The following is a 23802-nucleotide window of genomic DNA, read 5'->3' on the forward strand; positions in this document are numbered from 1 at the left end:
TGGTCGCGGGAGCGGGGGCGTTCATTTCGATCTCCGATGTTGACAGTGACAACTTGTGAAGGCAGACATAGGCATGTAAGTTAACATTGTCAACATATGTTTTTGCCGTAAACATCGAGGTCGCATGCAAGACGCTTCCGATCGCCCCTACCACCATGGGGACCTGAGACGCGCGCTCATCGAGACCGCGCTCGCCATCCTTCAGGAAGAGAGGGGCTGGCAGTTCACGTTGAGGGAGCTCGCCCGGCGGGCGGGCGTCAGTCACGCCGCGCCCTACAAGCACTTCGCCGACAAGGCGGCGCTGCTCGCCGAGATCGCGCTGATCGGGTTTGAGAAGCTGCGCGAGGCGCTGCTCGCCGCCCAGACGGCTCAGCCCGCGAACGATCGGGACGCGCTCCTGCCGGCGGCTCGGGCCTATCTCGGCTTCGCCCGGCGCAACCCCGCGCTCTATCGGCTGATGTTCGGGGCCGAGGCCGGAGAACCGGCGGCCGTCCATCTCGACGACCGGGCGCGGGGCGCCTTCGCCGTGGTGGTCGAGTTTCTCGAGCGCGGGCAGGCCGCGGGCCTGATCCGCAAGCGTGAGGCGCTCGGCCAGGCGACCGCCTGCTGGGCGCTGCTGCACGGCCTCGCCATGCTCGAGCTCGACGGCCTACTGCTGCGTGAAAAGGTGGGCGAGGACGCGGTCGAGGCGGCGCTCGCGACGCTTCTGGAGGGATTGGCCGCCTAACGGCGGCGTGGCCTGCAAGCCGATCCCGCCCAAACGGTCAGCGGCCGCCGGGGGGAGCCGGCGGCCGCCTGCAGGTCCCGCGGGCGGGGTGGACGCCGCCGGCCGGACGCTTCCGCGACGTTTCCGGGCCGGCGCCGGCCGAGAAGTCGTCGCGAAGCTCGATGATTTCGTCGCTCAGAAGGGCAGCAGCACGTCCATCACCTGCTGGCCGTAGCGCGGCTGCTGCACGTCGGTGATCTGGCCGCGGCCGCCATAGGCGATGCGGGCTTGGGCGATCTTCTCGCTCGGGATGGTGTTGTCGCTGTCGATGTCCTCGGTCCGCACCACGCCCGCGACGATCAGCTCGCGGACCTCGAAGTTCACGCGGATCTCCTGTTTGCCCTCGATCACCAGCGAGCCGTTCGGCAGCACCTGGGTGACCACGGCCGCGACGTTGGTGGTCAGCGTCTCCTTGCGGTCGACCGAGCCCGCGCCCTCGCTCGACGCCGTCGAGGACGCGTTGGCGAGGTTGGTCGGGTCGAAGCCTTTCGGGAAGATCGAGGCCGCCTTGGTCTCGAAGCCGAACAGGTTGCTGATCCCGGACTGCTCCTCGTTGCTGCGGGAGCGCTTGGTGGTGTTCTCGATCTCGGCCTTGTCGGTGATGTCCACCTTGACCGTCAGCAGGTCGCCGACCTGCTTGGCGCGCGGGTCCTTGAAGAACGCCGTCGCGCCCGATCGCCAGAGCGAATTCGGCTGATAGGACACCGGCTGGGCCTCCGGCATCGGCATCCTCACCGCCTTGTAGCCCGGCTGCGTGACGGGGTTCTCGATCGGCGACAGCGACGGCTGCTTGCCGATATTGGCGAGGCGGTCGGCGGCGCCGCAGCCGGCGAGCGGGCCGGCGATCAGGCAGACGCCGAGCAGGGTGACGGGACGCATGGGACGCTCCTTCGAACGCGCTAGCGGCGGGCGACCGCGGTCGGCGCCGCCGTCACCGTGACCTCGGAGGGCCCGGTGACGACGCCGTTCACGACGCGCTTGGACTGGACGTTCTGGACCGCGATCACGTCGCCGGCGGCGCCGGCGGCGAGCGCCTTGGCCTTCAGCGACAGCGAAAGCCCCGAGCCCGCATAGATCAGGGTGACGAAGCTTCCGCGGTCGACATGCTGCGGCCGCATCAGGTCGCCCGCGCGGAGCGGCTGACCCTCCCGGATCGGACGCTTGGCCGCGAGACCCGCCGCTTCGGACGGCGCGACCGCGTCGGGAAACTGGGATTTCGGCCGCCGGTCGGCTCGGATCTCGGCTGCGGAGAGGATCTCGCCGCGGGCGACCGGCCGGGACGGGGTCGCGACCTCGATGGTCTCGACCGCCGAACCCGAGACGCGGATCGGCGATGCCGCGGCGCCGGCGCCCGCGACCGAAAGCACGGCGTCGAATCGGCCGGTCTTCGGATCGGCGGCGAAGCGCATGACCTCGAGCGCGCCCCTCGCGGCGGCGTCGAGATGGACCGGCGCGACGGCGCCGTCGAGCGTGACGGCGATGGCTTCGACGTCCGCGCCGTAATCGGTCGCGGCGCGCGCCGTAATCGCGCCTTCGATCTCGGCTTGCGTAACCTCGCGGCTCGCGCGGGTCACGAAGATCTGCCGCACCTCGCCCGCCTCGACGCCGCTGAGCCCGATGCGCTTCGCGGCCGCGATCGCGGCGGCCGCCGGCAGCGGGCCTGTCTGGCCGGGGTCGGGCGCCCGGAACAGCGCGACGCCTTCGAGCCCGTCGGCCCCGTCGATCAGGTCGCCGACGGTGACGATGTCGCCGCTCACCAGCGCCTCCGCGCGCAACGTCGGCGCGGCCGAGGCCGGTAAGGCCAGCGCGCTTCCGAGCGCGAGCGCGGACAGGATCCTGATCATCGCGCTCATCGCAGCATCGCCGATGTGTTCTGGAGCATCTGGTCGGCCGAGGAGACGACCTTGGAGTTCATCTCGTAGGCGCGTTGCGCCGCGATCAGGTCCGAGATCTCGGTGACGGCGTTGACGTTCGACTGTTCGAGATAGCCCTGCAGCACCGTGCCGAAGCCTTCCGCGCCGGGCACGTCCTCGAGCGGCGTGCCGCTGGCCTCGGTCTCGAGGAACAGATTGTCGCCCTTGGCCTCGAGGCCCGATTTGTTGATGAATCGGGCGAGCTGCAGCTGGCCGAGCTGCTGCGGCGCCGTCTGTCCCTGCAGTGTCGCCTCGACCATGCCGGTCGCGCTGATCGACACCGTCAGCACGTTCTGCGGCACCGTGATGCCGGGTTGGACCGTGTAGCCGTCCGCGGTGACCAGCTGGCCGTTCGGGTCGAGCTCGAAGGAGCCGTCGCGGGTGTAGGCCGTGGTCCCGTCCGGCAGCTCGATCTGGAAGAAGCCCTCGCCGCGGACCGCCACGTCGTAGGTCTTCTCGGTTTGGGTGACGACGCCCTGGCTCATGACGCGCGGGGTCGCCACCAGCTTGACGCCCGAGCCGATGTCGACGCCGGTAGGCAGCACCGTGCCGGCGTCCGACGAGGTCGAGCCGACGCGGCGCAGCGATTGGTAGAGCAGGTCCTGGAACTCGGCCCGCTGGCGCTTGAAGCCGGCGGTGCGCATGTTGGCGATGTTGTTCGAGATGAGCTCGACGTTCATCTCCTGGGCCGCCATGCCCGTGGAGGCGGTGTAGAGGGCGCGCATCAGGCGGTTCCTTGTTCGGCGACGGTCACGCGGGCACCTCGGCGAGCTTCTCGATCGACGAGCGGCGGACGTCGTCCTGCTTGGCGAGCATCGAGGTCACGCTCTCATAGGCGCGGGTGACCTCGACCAGCCGGCTCATCTCGAGGATCGGGCGGACGTTGGACTTCTCGATCGCGCCCTGGACGAGCTTGGTGCGCGAGGTGGCTTCCCCCGGCGTCGCATCGGACCTGAACAGGCTGACGCCGTCCTTCGCGAGATCCTGAAGATTGTCGAAGCGGGCGATCCTGAGCCGGCCGCGCACGCCTTCGCTGGTCGCGATGACGCCATCCTTGCCGATGGTGAGGCCGGTTTCGGTCGGGGCGAACTGGATCGCGCCCGCGGTCGACATGACGCGGGCGCCTTCGCTCGTGACGAGCTCGCCCTGGGCGTTGATCTGGAATGCGCCGTTGCGGGTGTAGCGGGTCCCGGCCGCGGTCTCGACGACGAAGAAGCCTTCGCCCGCGATCGCGACGTCGGTCTCGCCGCCCGTGGTCTGGATGGCGCCTTCCGACTGGTCGTGCCAGGTCGCAAAGTCCTCGACGAAGGAGAGCGGCCGATCTGATCTGCGAAACGTCTCGTCGCGCGCGTCCGGCGTGAGATATTCGCCGAACGCCATCTGCTCCGCCTTGAAGCCGGAGGTGTTCATGTTGGCGACATTGTTCGAAATGACGTCGAGCTCGCGCCGCAGAGCGACCTGCCGCGACAACCCGACCAGAGAGGCGTTTTCCACCACACGCTCCCGAGCCGCTATGTTCCGGATCCTGGTCGCCCATCCTCCCCGACGGGCGGCCGCATCCGCAGCAAGCTCTGCAGGCGGCGTGCCAGCCGGCCTGAAGGTTGAGAAATCAAGCGATTTGCGACCGTACGGGCCGGTGCTCAACGGCGCCGCGGACGGCCCGGCGGCGCAATTTGCCCGGCAGCTTTTGCCGGGTCGCAAGGCTTCGTTAACTTTTGCGACCTATCCGTTAACCATGTCCGGCGACCCCTGCCGGCGGGCGGGCGGCGCGGCGATGGCGGACGGAACCGAAGACGGGACGGCGGTGAAAGCCAAGTCGAGGAAGAAGCTGTTCATCATCGGCGGCGCGGCGGCTGTCGTGATCCTCGGCGGAGCCGGCGGCTATTTCGCGTTCGCGGGCGGCAAGGGCGGCGAGCATGGCGAGGTCGCGGCGCATGGCGAGGCGGCCGACGACGGTCATGGCCCCGTGGCGCCCAAGGCGGGAGAAGACGCGCCGACCGCGGCGGCGTCCTATGTCGATCTGCCCGAGATGACCGTCAATCTCGCGACCGTCGACAAGGACAAGCAGCGCTACGTCCGGCTCGCGGTCGCGCTCGAGGTCGACAAGCCCGAGATGGCGCAGGCCATCAAGCCGATGATGCCGCGCGTGCTCGACAGCTTCCAGACGCATCTGAGGGAGCTCCGGCCGGACGACATCCGCGGCTCGGCCGGCGTCTACCGGCTCAAGGAGGAACTGCTGCGGCGGGTCAACACCGCCGTCGCGCCCGCCAAGGTGGACGCGGTGCTGTTCAAGGACATCGTCGTCCAGTAGCGGGCGCGGAGCGCGACATGGCCGGCGAGCAGAAGCAGACCGACGAGGACATCGCCGCCGAATGGGAAGCGGCGATGGCCGAACAGGTCGGCCCCGTCTCGGGAGAGATGGCGGCCGGCTGGGCGGCGATGCTCGAGGAGCCCCAGGAGCAGGCCGGCGGGGCGAAGGGCGCCGACAGGGTGCTCAACCAGGATGAGGTCGACGGCCTGCTCGGCTTCGACCCGAACGAGCTCGGCCTCGCGGGCAAGTCCGGCATCCGGGCGATCATCGATTCGGCGCTCGTCTCCTATGAGCGCCTGCCGATGCTCGAGATCGTGTTCGACCGGCTGGTCCGGTTGCTCACCACGAGCCTCAGGAACTTCACCTCGGACGCCGTCGAGGTCTCGCTCGACGGCATCAAGTCGGTGCGCTTCGGCGACTATCTCGACTCGATCCCGCTGCCCGCGATCCTCTCGGTGTTCAAGGCCGAGGAATGGGACGGCTTCGGGCTCGCCATGGTCGATTCGGCGCTGACCTATTCGATCATCGACGTGCTGCTCGGGGGGCGCCGCTCCGTCGGCAAGGTCAAGGTCGAGGGCAGGCCGTACACGACGATCGAGACCAGCCTCGTCCAGCGGATGATCGAGGTCGTGCTGGAGGACGCCGAGCTCGCCTTCCGGCCCGTGAGCCCCGTCACCTTCAACTTCGACCGGCTCGAGACCAATCCGAAATTCGCCGCCATCACGCGGCCCGCCAACGCCGCGATCCTGGTGAAGCTCAGGGTCGACATGGAGGAGCGCGGCGGCGTGATCGAGATGCTGCTGCCCTACGCCACGATCGAGCCGATCCGCGACGTGCTCATGCAGATGTTCATGGGCGAGAAGTTCGGCCGCGACGCGACCTGGGAAGGACATCTCGCGACCGAGATCTGGTCGGCGAAGACCGAGGTCCAGGCGGTGCTGTTCGACAAGAAGCTGCCGCTCAAGCGCATCCTCGACCTCGACGTCGGCGACACCTTGATGCTCGACATCAGGCCCGACGCCCTGGTCGAGATCCGCTGCGGCGAGGAGACCCTGACGACGGCGCGCATGGGCCGGTCCGGCGAACGGGTGGCCGTGAAGGTCGCCCAGCCGCTCAGGCGGTCGCGCACGACGCTCGCGGCCTTCGAGGCGGCCGGCGAGAGCCGCAAGGAGGCCTCGTGATGGACAATGTCGTGGGCCTCGCGATCGAGTCGCTCGTCGCCGTGCTGCTCGTCGCCACGATCTTCTATTGCGCGACGCTCGACCGCAGGCTGAGGCGGCTGCGGTCGGACGAGACGACGATGCGCGACACGATCACGGAGCTGGTCGGCGCCACTCATGCGGCGGAACGCGCCATCGCCGCGCTGCGCGCGACCGTCGCGCAGAGCGAGGAAACGCTGTCCGAGCGGCTCGGCAAGGCGGCCGCGCTGTCCGAGCAGATGGCCGTCCAGCTCGCCGACGGCGAGCAGGTGATCGAGCGGATCGCCAAAATCGCCAAGGCCGCGCGCGACCACGCCAGCCGCGAGGCGGCGATCGCCGACGTCGAGCGCATCAAGACGACGCGCGAGGAGATCCGGCGCGAGGCGCGCCGCGACGCGGAGCGCGAGGCCGAAGCGGCGCGGCTCGCCGCTGAGCCGCCCGTCAGCGCTTCAGCGGCGGCGGCCGCAGCGGCGGAGCTGTTCTCCAACCGCATCCGCGCGCTCAGCCTCGGGGCCGCGACGTGACCGGCGTCGCCCGCACGCGCCTGCGGCTGATGCCCGTCGTGATCACGGCGGCCGCGGCGCTGCTCGCGCTGAAGGCGATCGGCCTCTCCAGCCATTCGAGCTATCTGTTCGTGCCGGCCGCCGCGGCGGCCGGCGCCTCCGCGCAAGAGAATGCCGCCGCAGAGGACCAGGGGTCCGACGAGGCCGGGGCGAAGCCGAAGGGACGGGTCGAGAGGCCGCCGGTCGATCGCAAGGGCGAGCTCGACGCCGAAGCGCCCGCAGAGCGGGCGCTGCTCGACGCGCTGGGCAAGCGCCGGGAGGCGATCGAGGCCCGCAGCGCCGACCTCGATCTCCGCGAGAACCTGCTGAAGGCCGCCGAAAAGCGGATGGAGGAGCGCCTCGCCGAGCTCGCGCGCCTGGAAGAGGCGGTCGCGGCCGCCGACCGTCGCCGCGCCGAGCAGGAGGGATCGCGGCTCAAGGAAGTCGTGACGCTCTATGAGGGCATGAAGCCCAAGGAGGCCGCGCGCATCTTCGAGAAGCTCGACCCTCAGGTCTTGCTCGAGGTCGCGTCGCGCATGAAGCCGCGGCAGCTCTCCACCGTCATGGGGCTGATGTCGGCCGACGCTGCGCAGAAGCTTACCGTCTCGCTCACGCGCCGCGAGGTCGCGGCCTCGCCCGCCGCCGCGATGGCCGCGACGGACCTGCCCAAGATCGAGGGCCGTCCGGCCGAACGCTGACCGGTCGAAGCCGGTAACGGCTTGCGAACGGCTTCCCGATAAGACTGCTCCCTTGATGAGCGGCTCACGCGCCGCCTGTTCGCCGAGGGAGCCCGGCTGGTGGCGTTCGGACTGCGCGCCGTCATCGCGAGCCTTTTGTTCGCGTCCGCGCTGGCCGCGTCGCCGGCCCGCGCGGCTCCGATTCCGGGCTCCATCGCCGCTGGCGTCGAACCGCAGGGCTACGCCCGCGTCGTCTTCGCGTTCGAGAGGATGCCGGGCGGCGCTTCGGCGCGGCTGGCGAACGGCGTTCTGGTCGTGTCCTTCGACGAACAGGTGGCCCTCGACACGAGCCCGCTTACGCGCGGGCTCGGCGCGCTCATCGGCGTGGTCCGCCGCGATCCCGACGGCGCCGCGATCCGGATGTCGCTCACGAAGCCGGTGAAGCTCATCGCGACCGAAGCCGGCGAGAAGCTGTTCGTCGATCTGCTGCCGCCGGACTGGGCCGGATTGCCGCCGCCGCTGCCGCGCGAACTGATCGCCGATCTCACGCGCGAGGCTCGCGAGGGACGGGAGATCCGCGCCCAGGAAGCGCGCCGGCGCGTGAAGCCGCAGCCGCGCCTCACGCTCGAAGGCGCCACCCATCCGACCTTCCGCCGGCTGATCTTCGGTCTGGGCGGCGAAGCGCCGGTCGACGTCAGGCGCGTCGGCGAAAAGCTCCTGGTGACGATCGGAGCGCCCTACGCCTTTGACGTCGCGGCCGTGCGCGCCCGCCTTCCGCCGGAACTCGCCGGCCTCGACGCGGAGTCGAAAGGCGGCGGGCTGGTGGTCTCGGTTCCTGCGCCGGGCGGTGGCGCCTTCCGCGGCTTCCGCGAGGACGGCGACTTCCTGCTGGACGTCGACCGCACGGACGTCGCGCCGTCGAGCCCCGCCACGGGCGGGACGACTGATCCGCATGGCGACCGCGCCGCCGTGACTCCGGTCCACGACGCCGACGCGCCCGCCTCCGTCACGACGCCCGCCCGGCCGGAGGCCGCGGGCGCGTCCCACGCGCCGGCCGAGGCCGTCGCGCCCAGCCAGCCAACCGACTCGCACGCGGCCGCCGGGGATGAGAAAGCTCCGGCTCCGGCCACATCCGACGCCGCGCCTCCGGCCAAGGAGACGCCGTCGGCGGCCGCCGTCGTCGCGCCGTCCGCGGGGGCCGAGGCGCGTGCGGCGTCCGTGCGCCGGATCGGCGGCGCTGTCCGCCTGGTCTTTCCGTTCGCGCGCGCGACGCCTGCGGCGATGTTCCTCCGCGGCCGGACGCTGTGGGCGGTGTTCGACGACCGGGGCTCATGGAGCCTCGACGGCTTCGTGAAGAATTCCGGCGGCATCCTGCTGAGCGCCGAAGAGACGCCCGTCGAACGCGGCCGCGCCGTCAGGCTGAAGCTCGCCGAGGCGCGTCTCGTCTCGGCCGCGGTCGAGGGCGCGGACTGGGTCGTGTCGATCGGCGACGAGGTGATGCAGCGCAGCGCGCCGCTGGCGTTCGTCGCGACCTTCGGCGACGACGGCCGCGCGAGGGCCTCGGCCGATTTGCCGGGGCTCGGCGCGGTCCGCGTGCTGCGCGACCCCGACATTGGAGACATGCTGGCGGTCGCGACGCTCGGCCAGCCCGCGCGGAACGTCCAGAGGCCGCAATCCTTCGTCGAGTTCTCGATGCTCGTGACGGCGCAGGGCGTCGCGCTCGCGCTCGCGGCCGACGATCTGCGGGTCCGCGCCAGCGTTGAGCAACTCTTGGTGGAGCACGAGGGAGGCCTCAACCTCTCCGCGACCGGCGGCGGCGCGGCGGACGGCGCGCCCGGGACGCCGGTTCCCGTCGTCGTGACGCAGGCCCGCGAGTGGGCGGAGGAAATCGCCCGACCGTTCCGCGCGCGCGAGAACGAGTTGATGCGCGCCGCGGCGCTGGCCTCCGCCGAAGACCGTCCGGCCGCCCGGCTGGCGTTGGCGCGCTTCTACCACGCGCGCGGCCGCGCCAGCGAAGCCAAGGCGGTGCTGGACGCGATCGTCGAGGACGGCGGCATTTCCGAACGCGACGGGCGGCTGGCGATCCTGAGGTCGGCGGTCGCGGTCGAGCTCGGACGGCCGACCGCTGCCCTCGCCATTCTCGCGTCGCCGTCCATGCGCATGACCGGCGAGGCGCAACTCTGGCGCGCCGCCGCCGAAGCCGCGATCGGTCATCCCGGCCCGGCCCGCACGGCGCTGAAGCTCGGCGAGCGGGCGCTTCCCTCGCTGCCGGCGGAACTGCGGGCGCGGTTCGTCGCCCTTGCGGTGGACCTCGCGCTCGACGCCGGCGACGGAGCGGCCGCCTCCGCCGAGTTCGAACGGCTGGAGGTGTTGCCCGCCACACGCGGCTTCGCGGCGCGTGAGCTCGCCCGCGCGCGGGTCGCCGAGGCGCTCGGACAGACGAAGCGCGCGGCCGCGGTTTATGCGTCGCTCGCCAAGACGCAGACCGACACCGCCTCGGCGGAAGCCGAGCTCCGCGGCGTCGAGCTCTCGCTCAAGACCGGCGAGTCGTCCCTGGCCGACGCCATCGCCCGCCTCGAAAGGCTAACGACCGGCTGGCGCGGTGACGACGTGGAGGCGGAGGCGCTCGCGCGTCTGATCGGGCTCTACGGCGACGCCGGGCGCTGGCGCGAAGCTTTCTCGACGCTCAGGACCGCGGTCGCGGCCTTTCCCGAGGCTGAGGAGACCCGCGCCCTGCAGGACCGCATGCAGAGCCGTTTCACGGACCTCTTCCTCGGCGCCGGGGTCGACAGCCTGCCGAAGCTCGACGCGCTCGCGCTGTTTTACGATTTCAAGGAGCTTTCGCCCGGCGGCAGGCGCGGCGACGAGCTGGTCCGGCGGCTCGCCGACAAGCTCGTCGACGTCGACCTGCTCGATCAGGCCGCGGAGCTGCTCGACTACCAGATCGACAATCGCCTGGCTGGCGCGGCGCGCGCGCAGGTCGCGGCGCGCGCGGCCCTCGTCGACCTGATGAACTCAAAACCCGCCAAGGCGCTCGAGACCCTGCGGAAGACCCGCCAGGCCGATCTGCCCGCCTCGCTGATCGCGGCGCGGTTGAGGCTCGAGGCGCGCGCGCTTGCGGAGACCGGCCGGGTCGACCTCGCGCTCGAGATGGCGGCCGGACTGGAGGGGCCCGAATCCGACAAGCTCGAGGCCGACATCCTCTGGACGGCGCGCCGCTGGCCGGAGGCCGGCGAGGCGCTCGAGGCGACGCTCGGTTCGTCCTGGCGGCGTCCCGATCCGCTGACGGCCGAGCAGCGCGCCGACGTCCTGCGCGCCGCGATCGCGCTTTCGCTCGCCGACGACGGCCTCGGGGTCGACCGCCTTCGGCAGAAATTCGCGCCGAAGATGGCGGACAGCGCGGAAGCGGCTGGCTTCGAGGTCGTGACCGCTCCGATCGAGGCGCGGGGCGACGCCTTCCGCGAGATCGCCCGCTCGGTGGCGGCGCGGTCCTCGTTCGAGACGTTCCTGCGCGAGTACAGGAAGCGCGGCGCGGAGGAGGCGAAGCCCGGGCGCGCGCCCGCGCCGACCGATCGGCCGGCTCCAGACGCGACCGCCGCCGGGGCCGCTCCGTCTCGGGCCTGAGCGAGGCCGCGGCCGCGCCGCCTCAGCCGCCGTAGCTCTGCACCAGGCTGCCGGCGATCAGGCTCCAGCCGTCGACCAGCACGAAGAAGATCAGCTTGAACGGCAGCGAGACGATCGCGGGCGGCAGCATCATCATGCCCATCGACATCAGCACCGAAGCGACCACGAGGTCGATGACCAGGAAGGGCACGAACAGCAGGAAGCCGATCTCGAAGGCGCGGCGGAGCTCCGAGATCATGAAGGACGGGACCAGCACCCGGAGGCTGACCTGGTCCGGCGTCTCGGGCGCGGGCTCGCGCGACAGGCCCTGGAACAGCGCGAGGTCCTTCTCCCGGACGTGCGCCAGCATGAAGGCGCGGAACGGCGCGGCGGCCCGCTGGAAGGCGGTCTGGTCGTCGATCTGGCCGGCGATCCTCGGCGCGATCCCGTCGGTGTAGGCGGTCTGGAACGTCGGGGCCATCACGAAGGCGGTGAGGAACAGCGCGAGCGCCGTAATGACGGCGTTGGGCGGCGCGGTCTGCGTGCCGATCGCGGTCCGCAGCAGCGACAGCACCACCACGATCCGGGTGAAGCACGTCACCATCACCAGGATCGACGGGGCGAGGCTCAGGATGGTGATGAGCGCGACGATCTGGAGCGCGCGCTCGCTGACGCCGCCCTGACCGAGGTCGAGCGTCACCGTCTGGGCCGCGGCCGGCGCCGCCGCGGCGAGCAGCGCCGTCGCGCCGAGAGCGGCCAATCCCGTCCGAAGCGGTCGTGCTAAGGCGGCCGGCGCGCGGCTCGGGGCGGGCGCCCGGACCTTAAGGCCTCTTGGCCACATCCCGCCCCAGAAGGTTCGCCATCTCGGCCTCGAGCGACGCCAGCGGATCGTCCTCCGGAGCTTCGGGCTTCTCGGCCCGCGGCTCGGCCTTGACCTCGGGCGCCGCGGGCTTCTGGTCGGGCTTGGCCTCCGGCGCGGCCTGGTCCGCCATCGGCGGCATTTCGCGCGGTAGGTCTTCGTCCGGCTTGTTCGGACCCGCCTGCGGCGCAGGCGCGGCTTTGGGCTCAGCCGACGCAGCGGGCTCCGACGCTGCGGGAGCGGCCGGAGCGGCCACGGCCGCCAAAATGGCCGAAGCCACCGGCGCGGCTGGAGCCGCCGGGGCGCCCTGCGCCTGCGCCCTCTCGGGCGCGGGCTGCACGGGTCGCTTCAAGGCCGCGGCGAGCCGCTCGGCGAGGTCGCTAGAGCGCGTCGTGGGCGCGGGACCGCGCTGCGCGACGCCGCGTCCGGCGGGGCCGGCGATGATCTGCTGCGGCACTGGCCTTGGCGCAATCGGGGGCGCGGGCTGGGCGGCGGGCGTCTGCGGGGCCGGCTTGTCCTCGCCGGCCGGCTCGGCCGGCTTCGACGCCTCGACGGGCGGCGCAGGTCGCGCTGGAGCGGGTTGCGGACGGGCGGCAGGGGCCTCGGCCTGAGGCGTCGCCGGGCGGACGGGCGGAGCCGGCGGCCTCTGCTGGGCCGGCTGGGGCGCCGCGACGCGCTGGGCCGGCACGATCGGCGGAGCCTCGACGGTCTTCGGCTGCTGGCGCTCGGGCTGCGCGCGCTCGGCCGCCGGCTGAGCCGCAGGGACAGGCGCGGTCGGCGCGACCCGCGGGCCGGGAGATGGCGGGACCGGCTGTGGAGGCGCCGTCCGGGACGGCGCAGGATCGGGCGGCAGGATCGCCGGCGCGTCGCGCTGCGCCGTCATCCCGGTCGGCACCCTCAGGATGCCGCTCTCCACCACTACGTCGTTCGGCCCGCCGATCATGATCAGGTGTTCGACATTGTCGCGCCGCACGATGACGAGGCGCCGCCTTCCGTCGACCGCGAGCACGTCGAGCACGCCGAGGCGCGGCTGGCGGGAGCGGCCGGTGGCGGCGGTCGGCCCGAAGCGCTGCCCGCCGAACCGGCGGCCGAGCCAGACCGCGACCACCATCAGCAGGATGATGACCGCGAAGGCGATGACGAATTTCAGGGGCGTCGGAATGTCGCCGAGGATCTGGTCGAGCACTCAGGTCACCTCATCTTCGGTCGCGCGGCGGCGGCCCCGAACACGGCCGCGGAAGGAGCCAGGTTGACGCGCGACCGGCGGCGGCGCGCATCTTTGGACCTCGTCATAGCCAGAGTCTCGCTGAAGGTGAATTGAAACTTCGCGGTCTTAACGGCCTGTTAACCATGCGGGCGGCAGTTTTTGCCGACCGGCGGCGCAATTCGCGAAAATCAAAGCGGGCCCGTCGCGAGGAGAAGACTCGTGACCGGCATCGCCGAACCCTCGCTGATCGCGGCGCTCAAGACGAAGATGCGCTGGCACGAGGCGCGGCAGGCGGTTCTCTCTGAGAACGTCGCGAACGCCGCCACCCCGAACTTCCACGCCCATGATCTCGCCGCGCCTGAGCTTTCGAATCGGATCGCTGGCCCGGTCCGCACCGACGTCAGCCACATGACGCTTGCCTCATCGCAAGGGCTCGGCCGCTCGAACGCCGTCGACGGCTTCGAACGCACTCCCGACGGCAACACGGTGACGCTCGAAGAGCAGATGATGAAGGCGGCGCAGAACCAGATGGACCACCAGATGGCCGCGATGCTCTACCAGAAGAGCCTCGGCCTGCTCAGAACCGCGCTCGGACGGCGCTGAGGAGCTTAGGCCATGGACCTCACCCGCGCGATCGGCGTCGCGGCCGCCGGCCTCAAGGCCCAGGCCGGCCGCATGCGGATCATCTCGGAGAACATCGCCAACGCCGATTCGACCGCACGCACGGCCGGCGGCGACCCCTATCGCCGCAAGGTGCCGACGCTTCGCAGCTCGTTCGACGACGAACTCGCGGCGCAGGTCGTGTCGCTCGGGCGCGTCGAGCGCGACCGCTCCGACTTCCGCGTCAAGCACGAGCCCGGACACCCGCTCGCCGACGCCGAGGGCAATGTGCGGCTGCCCAACGTCAATTCGCTGATCGAGCAGACCGACATGCGCGAGGCGCAGCGGTCCTACGAGGCGAACCTCAACATGGTCGGGGCGGCGCGGCGCATGATCGTCCGCACCCTCGACATCCTGAGAGCCTGACGGGAGCTGACGCGAGATGACGAGCCCGACGGCCGCGGCCAACGCCTACGCCTCCATCTCGAGCCTCGTCGGCGGCGCGGCCGGAGCGGCCGGCGGCGCGGCTGCGCCTTCCAGGGCGGGCGGCTTCGGCGACATGCTCGAGCAGGCGATGTCCGGCTTCGTCGAGCAGGGCCGCCAGACCGACGCCAAGGCCATGGAGGCGATCTCGGGCAAGGGCGACGTGGTCGACGTGGTGACGGCGGTCGCCGAGAGCGAACTCGCCCTCAACACCCTCGTCAGCGTCCGCGACAAGGTGATCGCGGCCTATGAGGAAATCATGCGGATGCCGATCTGAAACGCCTTCGGGGTTCCTCCTTCGGCCGGACGGGGTCCGCCGCAGAACCAGGCCTGACGTCATGAAGCCCTCATCCTCGAACCTGCCCGCCCTCGATCGGCGCCCGCCACTGAGAGTCGGCGCGCTGGCCGCGCGCGTCCTCGAAGGCTTCCGGGAGCCCGCCAGGGCGCTCGCCGACGCTTTCGCGGCGCCGCCTGCGGAGCCCGCGCTGAGCCGCGTTCGAGCGGCGGACCGTCGGCGACCAGGGGCCGCGCGGCGATGAACGGCGCCGAAGTCCTCGACGTCGCGCGCGACGGGCTCTGGACGATCCTGAAGGTCGGCGGCCCGCTGATGCTGGTCACGCTCGTGGTCGGCGTCGTGGTCTCGCTGCTCCAGGCGCTGACCCAGATCCAGGAGATGACGCTGGTGTTCGTGCCCAAGATCGTCGCATTGTTCGCCGCCATGCTGCTGGCGCTGCCCTTCATGGGCGACGCGCTCGCCGGCCATATGAGCCGCATCGCGGAGAAGATCGTCGCAGGCGGCTAGGCCGGCGATTCGAGCCGAGGCCCATGACCGTCGAGTTCCTGCCCAACGAGGTCGCGGCCTATCTGCTGATCCTCGCGCGCGTCGGGGCGCTGGTGATGCTGCTGCCGGCGTTGGGCGAGGAGAACGTCTCGCCACGCTTCCGGCTCACCATCGCGGTGCTGCTCGCCTTCGTGTTCTGGCCCTTCGCGCGGCCGCTCTACGTGGTGGACGCCGACAATCCCGCCGGGCTGATCGGCCTTGCGATCTCGGAGATCGCGGTCGGGCTCGCGCTTGGCCTGGTCGGGCGTTTCGTGATGTCGGCGCTGTCGGTCGCGGGCAACGTCATCGCGAACCAGCTCGGCCTCGGCTTCGTCATGACCGTCGACCCGACGCAGGGGCAGCAGGGCGCGATCATGGGCGCGTTCCTGACGCTGACCGGCGTCGCGCTGATCTTCGCGACCGACCTGCACCACCTCGTCATCCAGGCGATCGCCGGGAGCTATGAGGCGTTCCGCCCCGGCGCGTTTCCTGAGACCGGCGACGCCGCGAAGCTCGCGATCGATTCGGCCGCGAGCGCCTTCCGGATCGGCGTCCAGCTGTCCGCGCCCTTCCTGGTGTTCGGCCTGATCTTCAATCTCGGGCTCGGCGTGCTGTCGCGGCTGATGCCGCAGCTGCAGGTGTTCTTCGTCGCCGCGCCGCTGTCGCTGATCGCGGGCTTCGCGCTGCTCGCGCTGGTGCTCGGCGTGCTGATGGGCGTGTTCATCGAAAGCGTCGGCGACACGCTCCGCATGCTCACGGGACGCTGAGCGATGGCGGATGCCGAGGGCGGCGAAAAGACCGAAGAACCCACCCGCAAGAAGCTCGACGACGCGCTGAAGCGCGGCGACGTCGCCAAGAGCCAGGAGCTCAACGTCTGGTTCGGGCTCGCGGCCGCGACGCTGACGATCTCGGTGTTCGGCGATGGCGCCGTCGCGAGCCTCGGTCAGGCGCTCCTGCGCTTCCTCGAATCTCCCCAGACCATCGCGGTCGACGGCGTGTCGCTGCGCGCCATGGCTGGCGGCCTCGGCCTTGCGGTCGCGGCGGCGCTCGCGCTGCCAATGCTGCTGCTCGCGCTCGCCGCGATCGCCGGCAACATGGTGCAGCACCCGCCGCTCGTGACCGCCGAGCCGATCACGCCGAAGCTCTCGAAGATCTCGCCCTTCGCAGGCTTTAAGCGGATCTTCTCGGCCGAGAGCCTCGTCAATTTCACCAAGGGTCTCGTGAAGATCGGGATCGTGGGGGTGGTGATCTGGATGGTGGTGTGGCCCGAGCGCGCCCGCGTCTCGGCGCTGACCGCCTCCGACGTCGCCGCGATGCTGCCGGTGCTCAAGGAGCTCACGCTGCGCGTGCTGGTCGCCTCGGTCGCGGTGTTCGCGGTGATCGCCGTGGGCGACTACCTCTGGCAGCGCCACCGCTGGCGAGAGCGCCTCAAGATGTCGCTGCAGGAGGTTCGCGACGAGCACAAGCAGCAGGAGGGCGATCCGCACGTCAAGGCGCGGATTCGGCGCATCCGCCAGGAGCGCTCGAGCAAGCGCATGATGGCCGCGGTGCCGAGCGCGACCGTGGTGATCGCGAACCCGACCCATTACGCCGTGGCGCTCAAATACGAGGCGGGCATGAACGCGCCGCTCTGTGTCGCCAAGGGGGTCGACGCGCTCGCGCTCAGGATCAGGACGCTCGCCGAGGAGAGCGGCGTGGCGGTAGTCGAGAACCCGCCGCTCGCCCGCTCGCTGCACGCCGTGCTTGAGGTCGACCGCGAGATCCCGGCCGAGCACTACAAGGCGGTGGCCGAAGTCATCGGCTTCGTGATGCGGCGGAAGACGCGGCGCTGACGAGACGCCTTCCTCCTCGGGCTCCGCGCGCCTCGAACGCGACCATGGCGACGAGCGTCCGTTACCGGGAAGAGGCGCATTCGTCGGGCTGCTCCGGGACGCTCTCCCGATAAGTAGTATTACTTACAGGATGCCAGTTGTCTTGAGCTTGCTGGCGGAACTGGCAAATTAAAAATTGCCGAGCATCGCCCCGAGGACTAAAGCGATCTTGACTTGTCCGCGACGTGGATAAGTCAAGACGTCCATGAAAAGGGTGGGGGGAATGATGAGAAAGCTTCTATTGGCGCTCGGTACGGCGCTGCTCTTCGCGCCGCTGGTGGATGCGACCACCGCTCACGCGCAAGCGACGCGCACTTGGGTCTCGGGCGTTGGCGACGACGTCAACCCGTGCAGCCGCACCGCGCCGTGCAAGACATTCGCGGGGGCGATCAGCAAGACGGCCGCCGGCGGCGAGATCAACGTCATCGATCAGGGCGCGTATGGCGCGGTCACGATCACCAAATCGATCACCATCAGCGCCAAAGGCGTCACCGCCGGCGTGCTGGCTTCCGCCACCAACGGCGTGATCGTCAATGTCGGGGCGAACGACAAGGTCATCCTCGACGGGCTCGACATCAATGGCGCTCCTCCGACCGTGCCCGGTCTCAACGGGGTCCGGATGATCGGGCAGGGCCGCCTGACGATCCGCAACTGCATGATCCAGAACTTCTCGGTGAGCGGCGTCGACCTTCAGGGGACCGGCAACGCCCGCGTCTTCATCATGGACAGCTTCATCACCAACACGACCATCGGCTTCAACATCAAGGGCAACGGCGTCGCCAACATCGGCAACCTCGACAACGTCGTGCTCGACCTGCACGCGACGGCCGCGGTGAAGATCGACGGGCCCAGCACCCTCGTCATGAGCCGTTCCGTGCTGAACGGCAGCGGCGCAGGCATTCAGAACTTGAATGGCGGCGCCGTGATTTCCTATGGCAACAACCTCATCAGGAACGGCGGCGCGCCGACTCAGACGCTGTCGCTGCAGTAAGGTGGCCTTGCCCGGCGTCCGCCGGCCTGGGGCCGGCGGACGCCGGGGAGGGAATTCTGAACATCGACCTCAGCGCCTTCCTCGCCGGCGCCCGCGGCGGCGTCACGGTCGAGGAAGGCGTCGCGCTCGCCCGCCACGCGGCCGAGAGCCGTTCGGGCGCAATCGTCGAGATCGGATCGTTCCGCGGCAAGTCGGCGGTCGCGCTCGCCTACGGCGCGTCCCAGTCCCAGGCCGGCGCCGCGGTCGTCTGCGTCGAGCCGCATGCCGAGTTCACCGGCGTCTATGGCGGAAAGTTCGGCCCGGAGGATCGCGCCGCCTTCTTCCGTGTGATGCTCGAAACCGGCGCCTATGAGCATGTCTCTCTCGTAAACCTCAGGAGCAGGGACGCCGCCCGGGCATGGGTGGGTCCGATCGGCCTTCTGTTCATCGACGGCGACCACACCCTCCGAGGCGTCTCGACCGACGTCGAGGCGTGGGAGAAGCATGTGGCGGTTGGCGGCGTCGTCGTCTTCGACGACGCGATCGACCGCAAGATCGGTCCGGCGCGGGTCATCGATCAACTGCTCGCCTCGGGCCGCTTCGAGAGGATCGAGACGGTCAACAAGATCGTCTTTCTGCGGAAGCTATCCGCCGGTCCGCGATCGCCCGTCGGCGCCAAGCGGATCCTCGTGCCCTGCAAGCACCTGACGGGATCCGGCGGGTTGCTGCGCTTCGAGCGGTTCGGCCGCGCAGCGAGAAGCAGGGGCCATCACCTCGCTTATCTTCAGCTTGATCACGGCGCGGCCCCGCTCAGGTCGTCCGAGTTCGAGGTTCTGAGCCCCGAAGAGGCGTCCGCCCGCGACTGGGACGTCACGATGATCCCGGGCGGCGGCTTCGCGCCTCGGCACGAGGACGCGCTGAAGGCGCTCCGCGCCGCGAATTTCGGCTTGCGCATGCAGCACATCCTGAATGACGAGACGCGCAGGGACCGCTTCCTGCGGGTCAATTCGGCCGTCGCGCCGGACCTCGTCGTCTTCAACAACCGTCATTGGCGACCGGGCAGCTTCACGACGTTTCGGGCGCGTCGCTTTCACGTGCTCGAGGGGGCCGTGGACCTCGCGGCGTTCTTTCCGGCCCCGTTGCGCGAGCGTGCGCACGAAGACGCCTTCGTGGTCGGGGGGCTCGCCAACAAGAATCCCGAGCCGCTGCTCGCCGCCGCGCGGATGCTCGACGAGAAGGTGCGCGTGGAACTGATCGGGCCTCCCGGGGACCTCGCGGCCGGCGCGGCCGATCTCCTGGCGTCCGGCCGGCTCAAGCTTCTCGGCTCCCTCGACGAGGCCTCCCTGCCGGCGTTCTATCGCGGCCTCGACTGCGTCGTTCACTGCGAAACCTTCGCCGGCTGGGCCAATCTCGGCGCCGAGGCGCTCGCCTCCGGCGCGCCCTTGATCGCGACGCGGCACGGAACCTTGGCCTTCGCGGCCGCCGAACAGACTGCGATCGTTCTGGAGCGTCCGGAGCCGCGGGCGATCGCCGACGCGATCGTCCGGTTGCGCGACGACCCCGCGCTTGGACGACGGCTCGCCGCCAACGGTCGCGACACGATCGCAAGGTTCGGCTGGGACGCCTATGTCGACCGGCTGCTGGAGATCGTGGACGATCCGGACGCGTCCACCCACTACACAATGGCGCCGGAGCTTGGACTTTTCGGAAAATGGCCGATCGACACGCGGCTCGACGGCCTCTCCGGGGTCCTCGACGCCTGCGCCGGCCGAAGCGTGCTGGATCTCGGCGCGGCGGAAGGCGTCGTGGCCCGCGCCCTCTGTGAAAAGGGCGCGGCGTCCGTCGAGGGATTTGAACTCGATCCCGCCAGGGTGGGGCGGGCGCGCCGGGTGTGCGCCGGCTATGACGGCGCGCGTTTCGCGTGCCTCGATCTCGGCGACCTCGCGGCCGTCGATCGGGCGTTCGCGGCGACGCCGCAATCGTTCGACGTCGTGCTGCATCTCGGGCTGCACCACCATCTCCCCGCAAGGACGCGGATGGGCCTGCTGGAGCGAGCGGCGGCGAAGGCCCGAAAGGTTCTCGCCTTTCGGACCTCCCGCAAGCTTTATGAGGCTGACGGCGTCGTCGCCCGCCTCGCCGAGCTTGGCTTCCGTCTCGAAAACGAAACGGCCGACACGCACGGCGCGGAGATGGGCGACGCCAAGGTCTTTCTGCGCATCGGCGAGCCATGACCAGACCTGACGGGACGCCGGTCCGCGAGTTCATCTCCTTCCCGAAGTCGGGGCGGACCTGGCTTCGCTACGCGTTCAGCGTGCTGGGCGTCGCAGACCAGATCGCGTTCCATCATGACGGCTTCGAGTACAATGACGGGGCGCGTCCGCCGCTCGACTTCGATTTCCAGGCGCGTCTGCGCCGCGGCGAGGGCAAGCGGATCGTCTACCTCCACCGCGATCCCCGCGACGTGATGGTGAGCCTGTATTTTCAGGTCACCGGTCGTTTCCGGGATTTCTTCCGGTATGAAGGATCGGTCGGCGATTTCCTTCGCGACCCGTATTTCGGCGCCGCCAATCTGCGGGAGTTCCAGCGCCAGTGGGATGAGATCTGCGCCAGTGGCCTGGCGCTGCGCTTGACCTACGAGGACTGCCACGAGGACCTGGAGGGCGTTCTCCACAGGGCCCTGTCCTACTACGGCATCGACACTGCGCCCGACTCGGTTCGTCATGCGGTGACCGCGTCGTCCTTCGAGGCGATGCGTCTCGTCGAGCGCGAGGGACGATTTCCGCGCAAATGGCTCAAGCCGCGGCTCGGCGCGCCCAAGGTGCGCGAGGGTCGGGTCGGGGGCCATCGGGACGTCCTCGACGCGTCCGACCTCGCCTATCTCGACGAGGTCTTCGGGACGCCCCCATAGGGCCGCAGGCGGATCCTCCAAGTGGAAGGCCGCTGCTCCATCCTTGCGCCCCCTTCCGTCTCAAAGCATCTTCCAAATTCGGCGCCGCGCGCTGAAGCCTGCGCGAATCGCCGCCCTGGAGCCGTCATGTCGAGCGTCGCCGAGAGATCCACGCCCGCGGAGCCGCCGATCGACCGCTCGGGGCGGTCGGGCTCGATCGGCCTCGTGGTGCTGCTCGCGGCCGCGCTCGTCGGCGCGGGGCTCGCGATCTCCTTCCTCAAGGGCGAGGCCGCCCAGCCCTGGATCCTGGCGCTGCTGGCCGTTCTTGCGATCGTCGGCGTCCTCGCGCTGTTCGCCGGCGCCGTCGGCATCCTGCAATTCGGGTCCGGCGGCGCGGCGCGCGACGATCTCGCTCGGGCGATCGTGGCCGCCGACGAGGATGGCGTGGTGGCGACCGACGCGACCGGACGGATCATCTTCGCCAACGAGGCCTATCTCGACTTGACCCGCGCCGAGAGCGCCGCGGCGGCGCGCACGGTCGAGCGCGTTTTCGCCGGCAACGCCGACATCGCCGAGGCGATCTATCGTCTGTCGCAGGCCGCGGGCGCCGGCGAGCGCGCCCATGAGGAGGCGCGGGCCACGCTGCCCGACGGCCGCGGCGCCTGGTTCCGCATCGGCGTGCGGGCCGTCGCCCGCTCCGGCCGGACCGAGACGGTGTGGACGCTCTCCGACGTGACCCGCGAGCGCGAGCGGCAGGAGAGCGTCTTCCAGGAGCTTCAGCACGCGGTCGACTTCCTCGACCATGCGCCCGCGGGCTTCTTCGCCGCGCAGCCGGACGGCTCGATCGTCTACATGAACGCGACGCTCGCAAGCTGGCTGGATCAGGACCTGACGCGGGTCGGCTCGGGAACCATCAAACTCCGCGACATCCTGGCGGGCGACGGCGCGGCGCTGGTCGAGGCGGTGGCGCCGAAGGCCGGGTCGATCACGACCGAGATCATCGACGTCGACCTCAAGACGCGCGGCGGCCGGGCGGTCCCTGCTCGGCTGCTGCATGCGGTGGCCGGGGCGCCGGACGGCCGGGTCGGCGCGTCGCGCACGCTGGTGCTCGACCGGGGGCCCGGCGCGGACGTCTCGGAGCCCCTCCGCGCCGCGGAGGTGCGCTTCGCGCGGTTCTTCAACAACACGCCGCTCGCGATCGCGACCGTCGACGCCAAGGGTCGGATCGCGCGCGCCAACGCGCCCTTCGCCAAGCTGTTCGGCGACCGGCTGAAGGGCGAGGAGCGCTCGGTCTATGCCGGGCTTGCGCAGGAGCGCGACCGTCAGGCGCTCGAGGCCGCGGTCTCGGCCGCGGCGCGCGGCGAGGGCGACCTCGCGCCCGTCGACGCCACCCTTCCGGGCGACGGCGCGCGCTCCGTCACGCTGTTCGTGACCCGCGTCGACGACCGCGACGGCGACGACGAGGCGGCGGTGGTCTACGCGCTCGACACCACGGAGCAGAAGGCGCTCGAAGCGAAGTTCGCGCAGAGCCAGAAGATGAACGCGGTCGGCCAGCTCGCCGGCGGCGTCGCGCACGACTTCAACAACGTGCTGACCGCGATCATCGGCTACTCCGACCTGCTGCTGGCGAACCACCGGCCGACCGACCCGTCCTTCCAGGACATCATGCAGATCAAGCAGAACGCGAACCGGGCCGCGAGCCTCGTTCGCCAACTGCTCGCCTTCTCGCGCCGGCAGACGCTGAGGCCCCAGGTCATCGCGCTCGGCGACGTGCTGGCGGACGTCCGCATGCTGCTGTCGCGGCTGCTCGGCGAGAAGATCAAGCTCGAGGTCGTGCACGGCCGCGACCTCTGGCTGATCAAGGCCGACCTCAACCAGTTCGAGCAGGTGATCATCAACCTCGTGGTCAACGCCCGCGACGCGATGATGGACGGCGGCAAGGCGGAAGAGGGCGGAGCGGTCACGATCCGCACCCGCAACGTTCCGGCCGCCGAGATCGCGGGCTTCGGCCATTCCGAGATCGTCCCCGGCGACTACGTTCTGATCGACGTCGAGGACACCGGCCCCGGCATTCCCGAAAACATCATCGACCAGATCTTCGAGCCGTTCTTCTCCACCAAGGAGGTCGGCAAGGGCACGGGCCTCGGACTCTCGACCGTCTACGGCATCGTCAAGCAGACCGACGGCTACGTCTTCGCGCTGTCGGAGCCGGGCAAGGGCGCGACCTTCAGGGTGTTTCTGCCGCGCCACGTCGCGAGCGAGGAGGAGGCGAAGCCCGCGGCGGCCGCCCAGGCGACCCAGCAGGACCTGACGGGCAGCGGGACGGTGCTGCTGGTCGAGGACGAGGACGCAGTCCGGGCCTTCGCGGCGCGCGCGCTCGCCTCGCGCGGCTACACAGTGATCGAGGCCCGGTCCGGCGTCGAGGCGCTCGAACGGATGGCCGAGAACGGCGACAAGGTCGAACTGGTGGTGTCCGACGTGGTCATGCCGGAGATGGACGGGCCGTCGCTGCTGCGCGAGCTGCGCAAGAGCCAGCCGGGGCTCAAGATCATCTTCGTCTCGGGCTATGCGGAAGACGCGTTCAAGAAGAACCTGCCGGACGGCGAGACCTTCTCGTTCCTGCCGAAGCCCTTCAGCCTCAAGCAGCTCGTCCAGGCCGTGAAGGACACGATGGGCGATCGCGGCTGAGGCCGCGACCGGTCAGCGGTCCGCGGCGATCGCCTTCATCGTGAAGATCTCGGCGAGCAGACGGCCGTCGACCGCGCCCGAGACCTGAATCCAATGGCCGAGCCCGGCGGGTGAGCGTTTCACGCCGCGGAGCGTCAGGCTGAGGCGCTCGCCCGGATCAAGATTGCCATGGAACACGACCTCGCGGTCGCGGGTCGCGACGCCGGCGGCCGGCAGGTCCAGAAGGTCCCATTCGGCCCGGTCCGCGAAGGCCGGGTAGGAGACGAAGTAGAGCAATTCCGCGCCGTTGAAGTCCTGCGTCGGGCAGGGTCGTATCGCGTAGGTTCCGAGCTCCGCCGCGCTGTCGCGCCGGAAGCCGCGATGCGCGTCCCAACGGTCCTTCCGCAGCCGGTTCGGCAGGGCGCCG

General features: G+C 70.4%; 23 protein-coding genes. 16 read left to right on the plus strand and 7 right to left on the minus strand.

Features of this window, described 5'->3' with window-relative positions:
• The first annotated feature begins 124 nt into the window (after positions 1-124).
• Positions 125-727, plus strand: coding sequence for a TetR/AcrR family transcriptional regulator (locus EK403_RS13720; protein WP_128778050.1), 603 nt, complete (start codon positions 125-127; stop codon positions 725-727).
• Positions 728-901: 174 nt separating this feature from the next.
• On the opposite strand, the gene flgH is transcribed toward EK403_RS13720, so the two are convergent.
• The 4 genes from flgH to flgF are packed head-to-tail and all read right to left on the minus strand — an operon-like array spanning position 902 to position 4173.
• Positions 902-1645, minus strand: a complete 744-nt coding sequence (flgH, locus tag EK403_RS13725) for a flagellar basal body L-ring protein FlgH (protein ID WP_128778051.1) — start codon at positions 1643-1645, stop codon at positions 902-904.
• A 20-nt stretch (positions 1646-1665) separates the two neighbouring features.
• Positions 1666-2619, minus strand: a complete 954-nt coding sequence (gene flgA, locus EK403_RS13730) for a flagellar basal body P-ring formation chaperone FlgA (protein WP_245479701.1) — start codon at positions 2617-2619, stop codon at positions 1666-1668.
• A complete protein-coding gene (gene flgG, locus EK403_RS13735; protein ID WP_128778052.1) occupies positions 2616-3404 on the minus strand; it encodes a flagellar basal-body rod protein FlgG in 789 nt (262 codons plus the stop codon). Before flgG ends, flgA begins: the two co-directional genes overlap by 4 nt.
• A gap of 25 nt (positions 3405-3429) precedes the next feature.
• Positions 3430-4173, minus strand: coding sequence for a flagellar basal-body rod protein FlgF (gene flgF / locus EK403_RS13740; RefSeq protein ID WP_245479702.1), 744 nt, complete (start codon positions 4171-4173; stop codon positions 3430-3432).
• Between the two features lie 280 nt (positions 4174-4453).
• On the opposite strand from flgF, the gene EK403_RS13745 reads away from it, so the two are divergent.
• From EK403_RS13745 to EK403_RS13765, 5 genes are all read left to right on the plus strand, one after another.
• Positions 4454-4990: a flagellar basal body-associated FliL family protein gene (locus tag EK403_RS13745; protein ID WP_245479703.1), complete on the plus strand. Its 537-nt coding sequence runs from the start codon at positions 4454-4456 to the stop codon at positions 4988-4990.
• A 17-nt stretch (positions 4991-5007) separates the two neighbouring features.
• On the plus strand, positions 5008-6171 hold the full coding sequence (fliM, locus tag EK403_RS13750) for a flagellar motor switch protein FliM (RefSeq protein WP_128778054.1): 1164 nt from the start codon (positions 5008-5010) through the stop codon (positions 6169-6171).
• The gene (locus EK403_RS13755; protein WP_164919604.1) at positions 6171-6713 is read left to right on the plus strand and encodes a DUF6468 domain-containing protein; all 543 of its coding nucleotides are present in this window, start codon (positions 6171-6173) and stop codon (positions 6711-6713) included. Before fliM ends, EK403_RS13755 begins: the two co-directional genes overlap by 1 nt.
• Positions 6710-7429, plus strand: coding sequence for a MotE family protein (locus tag EK403_RS13760; RefSeq protein ID WP_128778056.1), 720 nt, complete (start codon positions 6710-6712; stop codon positions 7427-7429). The genes EK403_RS13755 and EK403_RS13760 overlap by 4 nt, the downstream gene beginning before the upstream one ends.
• Before the next feature lie 99 nt (positions 7430-7528).
• Positions 7529-11032 (plus strand): tetratricopeptide repeat protein, encoded by a 3504-nt coding sequence (locus EK403_RS13765; RefSeq protein WP_128778057.1) that lies wholly within the window; start codon positions 7529-7531, stop codon positions 11030-11032.
• Between the two features lie 22 nt (positions 11033-11054).
• Here EK403_RS13765 and fliP read toward each other — a convergent pair whose 3' ends face one another.
• Both fliP and EK403_RS13775 read right to left on the minus strand, forming a co-directional pair.
• Entirely contained in the window at positions 11055-11852 is a 798-nt protein-coding gene (gene fliP, locus EK403_RS13770; RefSeq protein WP_128778058.1) for a flagellar type III secretion system pore protein FliP, read from the minus strand.
• A complete protein-coding gene (locus EK403_RS13775) occupies positions 11833-13056 on the minus strand; it encodes a flagellar biosynthetic protein FliO (protein WP_128778059.1) in 1224 nt (407 codons plus the stop codon). Before EK403_RS13775 ends, fliP begins: the two co-directional genes overlap by 20 nt.
• Positions 13057-13344: 288 nt before the next feature.
• Between EK403_RS13775 and EK403_RS13780 the strand changes: the two genes are divergently transcribed.
• The 10 genes from EK403_RS13780 to cckA all read left to right on the plus strand — a co-directional run bounded on the left by EK403_RS13780 (position 13345) and on the right by cckA (position 23396).
• Entirely contained in the window at positions 13345-13680 is a 336-nt protein-coding gene (locus tag EK403_RS13780) for a flagellar basal-body rod protein FlgB (RefSeq protein WP_164919609.1), read from the plus strand.
• 12 nt (positions 13681-13692) lie between these two features.
• A complete protein-coding gene (gene flgC / locus EK403_RS13785) occupies positions 13693-14103 on the plus strand; it encodes a flagellar basal body rod protein FlgC (RefSeq protein ID WP_128778060.1) in 411 nt (136 codons plus the stop codon).
• Positions 14104-14119: 16 nt separating this feature from the next.
• A complete protein-coding gene (gene fliE, locus EK403_RS13790) occupies positions 14120-14437 on the plus strand; it encodes a flagellar hook-basal body complex protein FliE (RefSeq protein ID WP_128778061.1) in 318 nt (105 codons plus the stop codon).
• Between the two features lie 258 nt (positions 14438-14695).
• Positions 14696-14962 (plus strand): flagellar biosynthesis protein FliQ, encoded by a 267-nt coding sequence (gene fliQ / locus EK403_RS13795; RefSeq protein ID WP_128778062.1) that lies wholly within the window; start codon positions 14696-14698, stop codon positions 14960-14962.
• Positions 14963-14985: 23 nt separating this feature from the next.
• Positions 14986-15747: a flagellar biosynthetic protein FliR gene (fliR, locus tag EK403_RS13800; protein WP_128778063.1), complete on the plus strand. Its 762-nt coding sequence runs from the start codon at positions 14986-14988 to the stop codon at positions 15745-15747.
• A gap of 3 nt (positions 15748-15750) precedes the next feature.
• On the plus strand, positions 15751-16812 hold the full coding sequence (flhB, locus tag EK403_RS13805; protein WP_128778064.1) for a flagellar biosynthesis protein FlhB: 1062 nt from the start codon (positions 15751-15753) through the stop codon (positions 16810-16812).
• Between the two features lie 262 nt (positions 16813-17074).
• Positions 17075-17842, plus strand: coding sequence for a right-handed parallel beta-helix repeat-containing protein (locus EK403_RS22390; protein WP_164919605.1), 768 nt, complete (start codon positions 17075-17077; stop codon positions 17840-17842).
• Between the two features lie 170 nt (positions 17843-18012).
• On the plus strand, positions 18013-20052 hold the full coding sequence (locus EK403_RS23245; protein ID WP_245479707.1) for a class I SAM-dependent methyltransferase: 2040 nt from the start codon (positions 18013-18015) through the stop codon (positions 20050-20052).
• A complete protein-coding gene (locus EK403_RS13815) occupies positions 20049-20729 on the plus strand; it encodes a sulfotransferase domain-containing protein (protein WP_128778066.1) in 681 nt (226 codons plus the stop codon). Before EK403_RS23245 ends, EK403_RS13815 begins: the two co-directional genes overlap by 4 nt.
• 126 nt (positions 20730-20855) lie before the next feature.
• Entirely contained in the window at positions 20856-23396 is a 2541-nt protein-coding gene (gene cckA / locus EK403_RS13820) for a cell cycle histidine kinase CckA (RefSeq protein WP_128778067.1), read from the plus strand.
• 12 nt (positions 23397-23408) lie between these two features.
• Here the strand turns inward: cckA and EK403_RS13825 are convergent.
• A partial coding sequence (locus EK403_RS13825; protein WP_342633784.1) for an LnmK family bifunctional acyltransferase/decarboxylase occupies positions 23409-23802 on the minus strand: 394 nt, incomplete at its 5' end.

This window comes from Hansschlegelia zhihuaiae (assembly GCF_004103825.1).
Classification (GTDB): Bacteria; Pseudomonadota; Alphaproteobacteria; order Rhizobiales; family Methylopilaceae; genus Methylopila; species Methylopila zhihuaiae.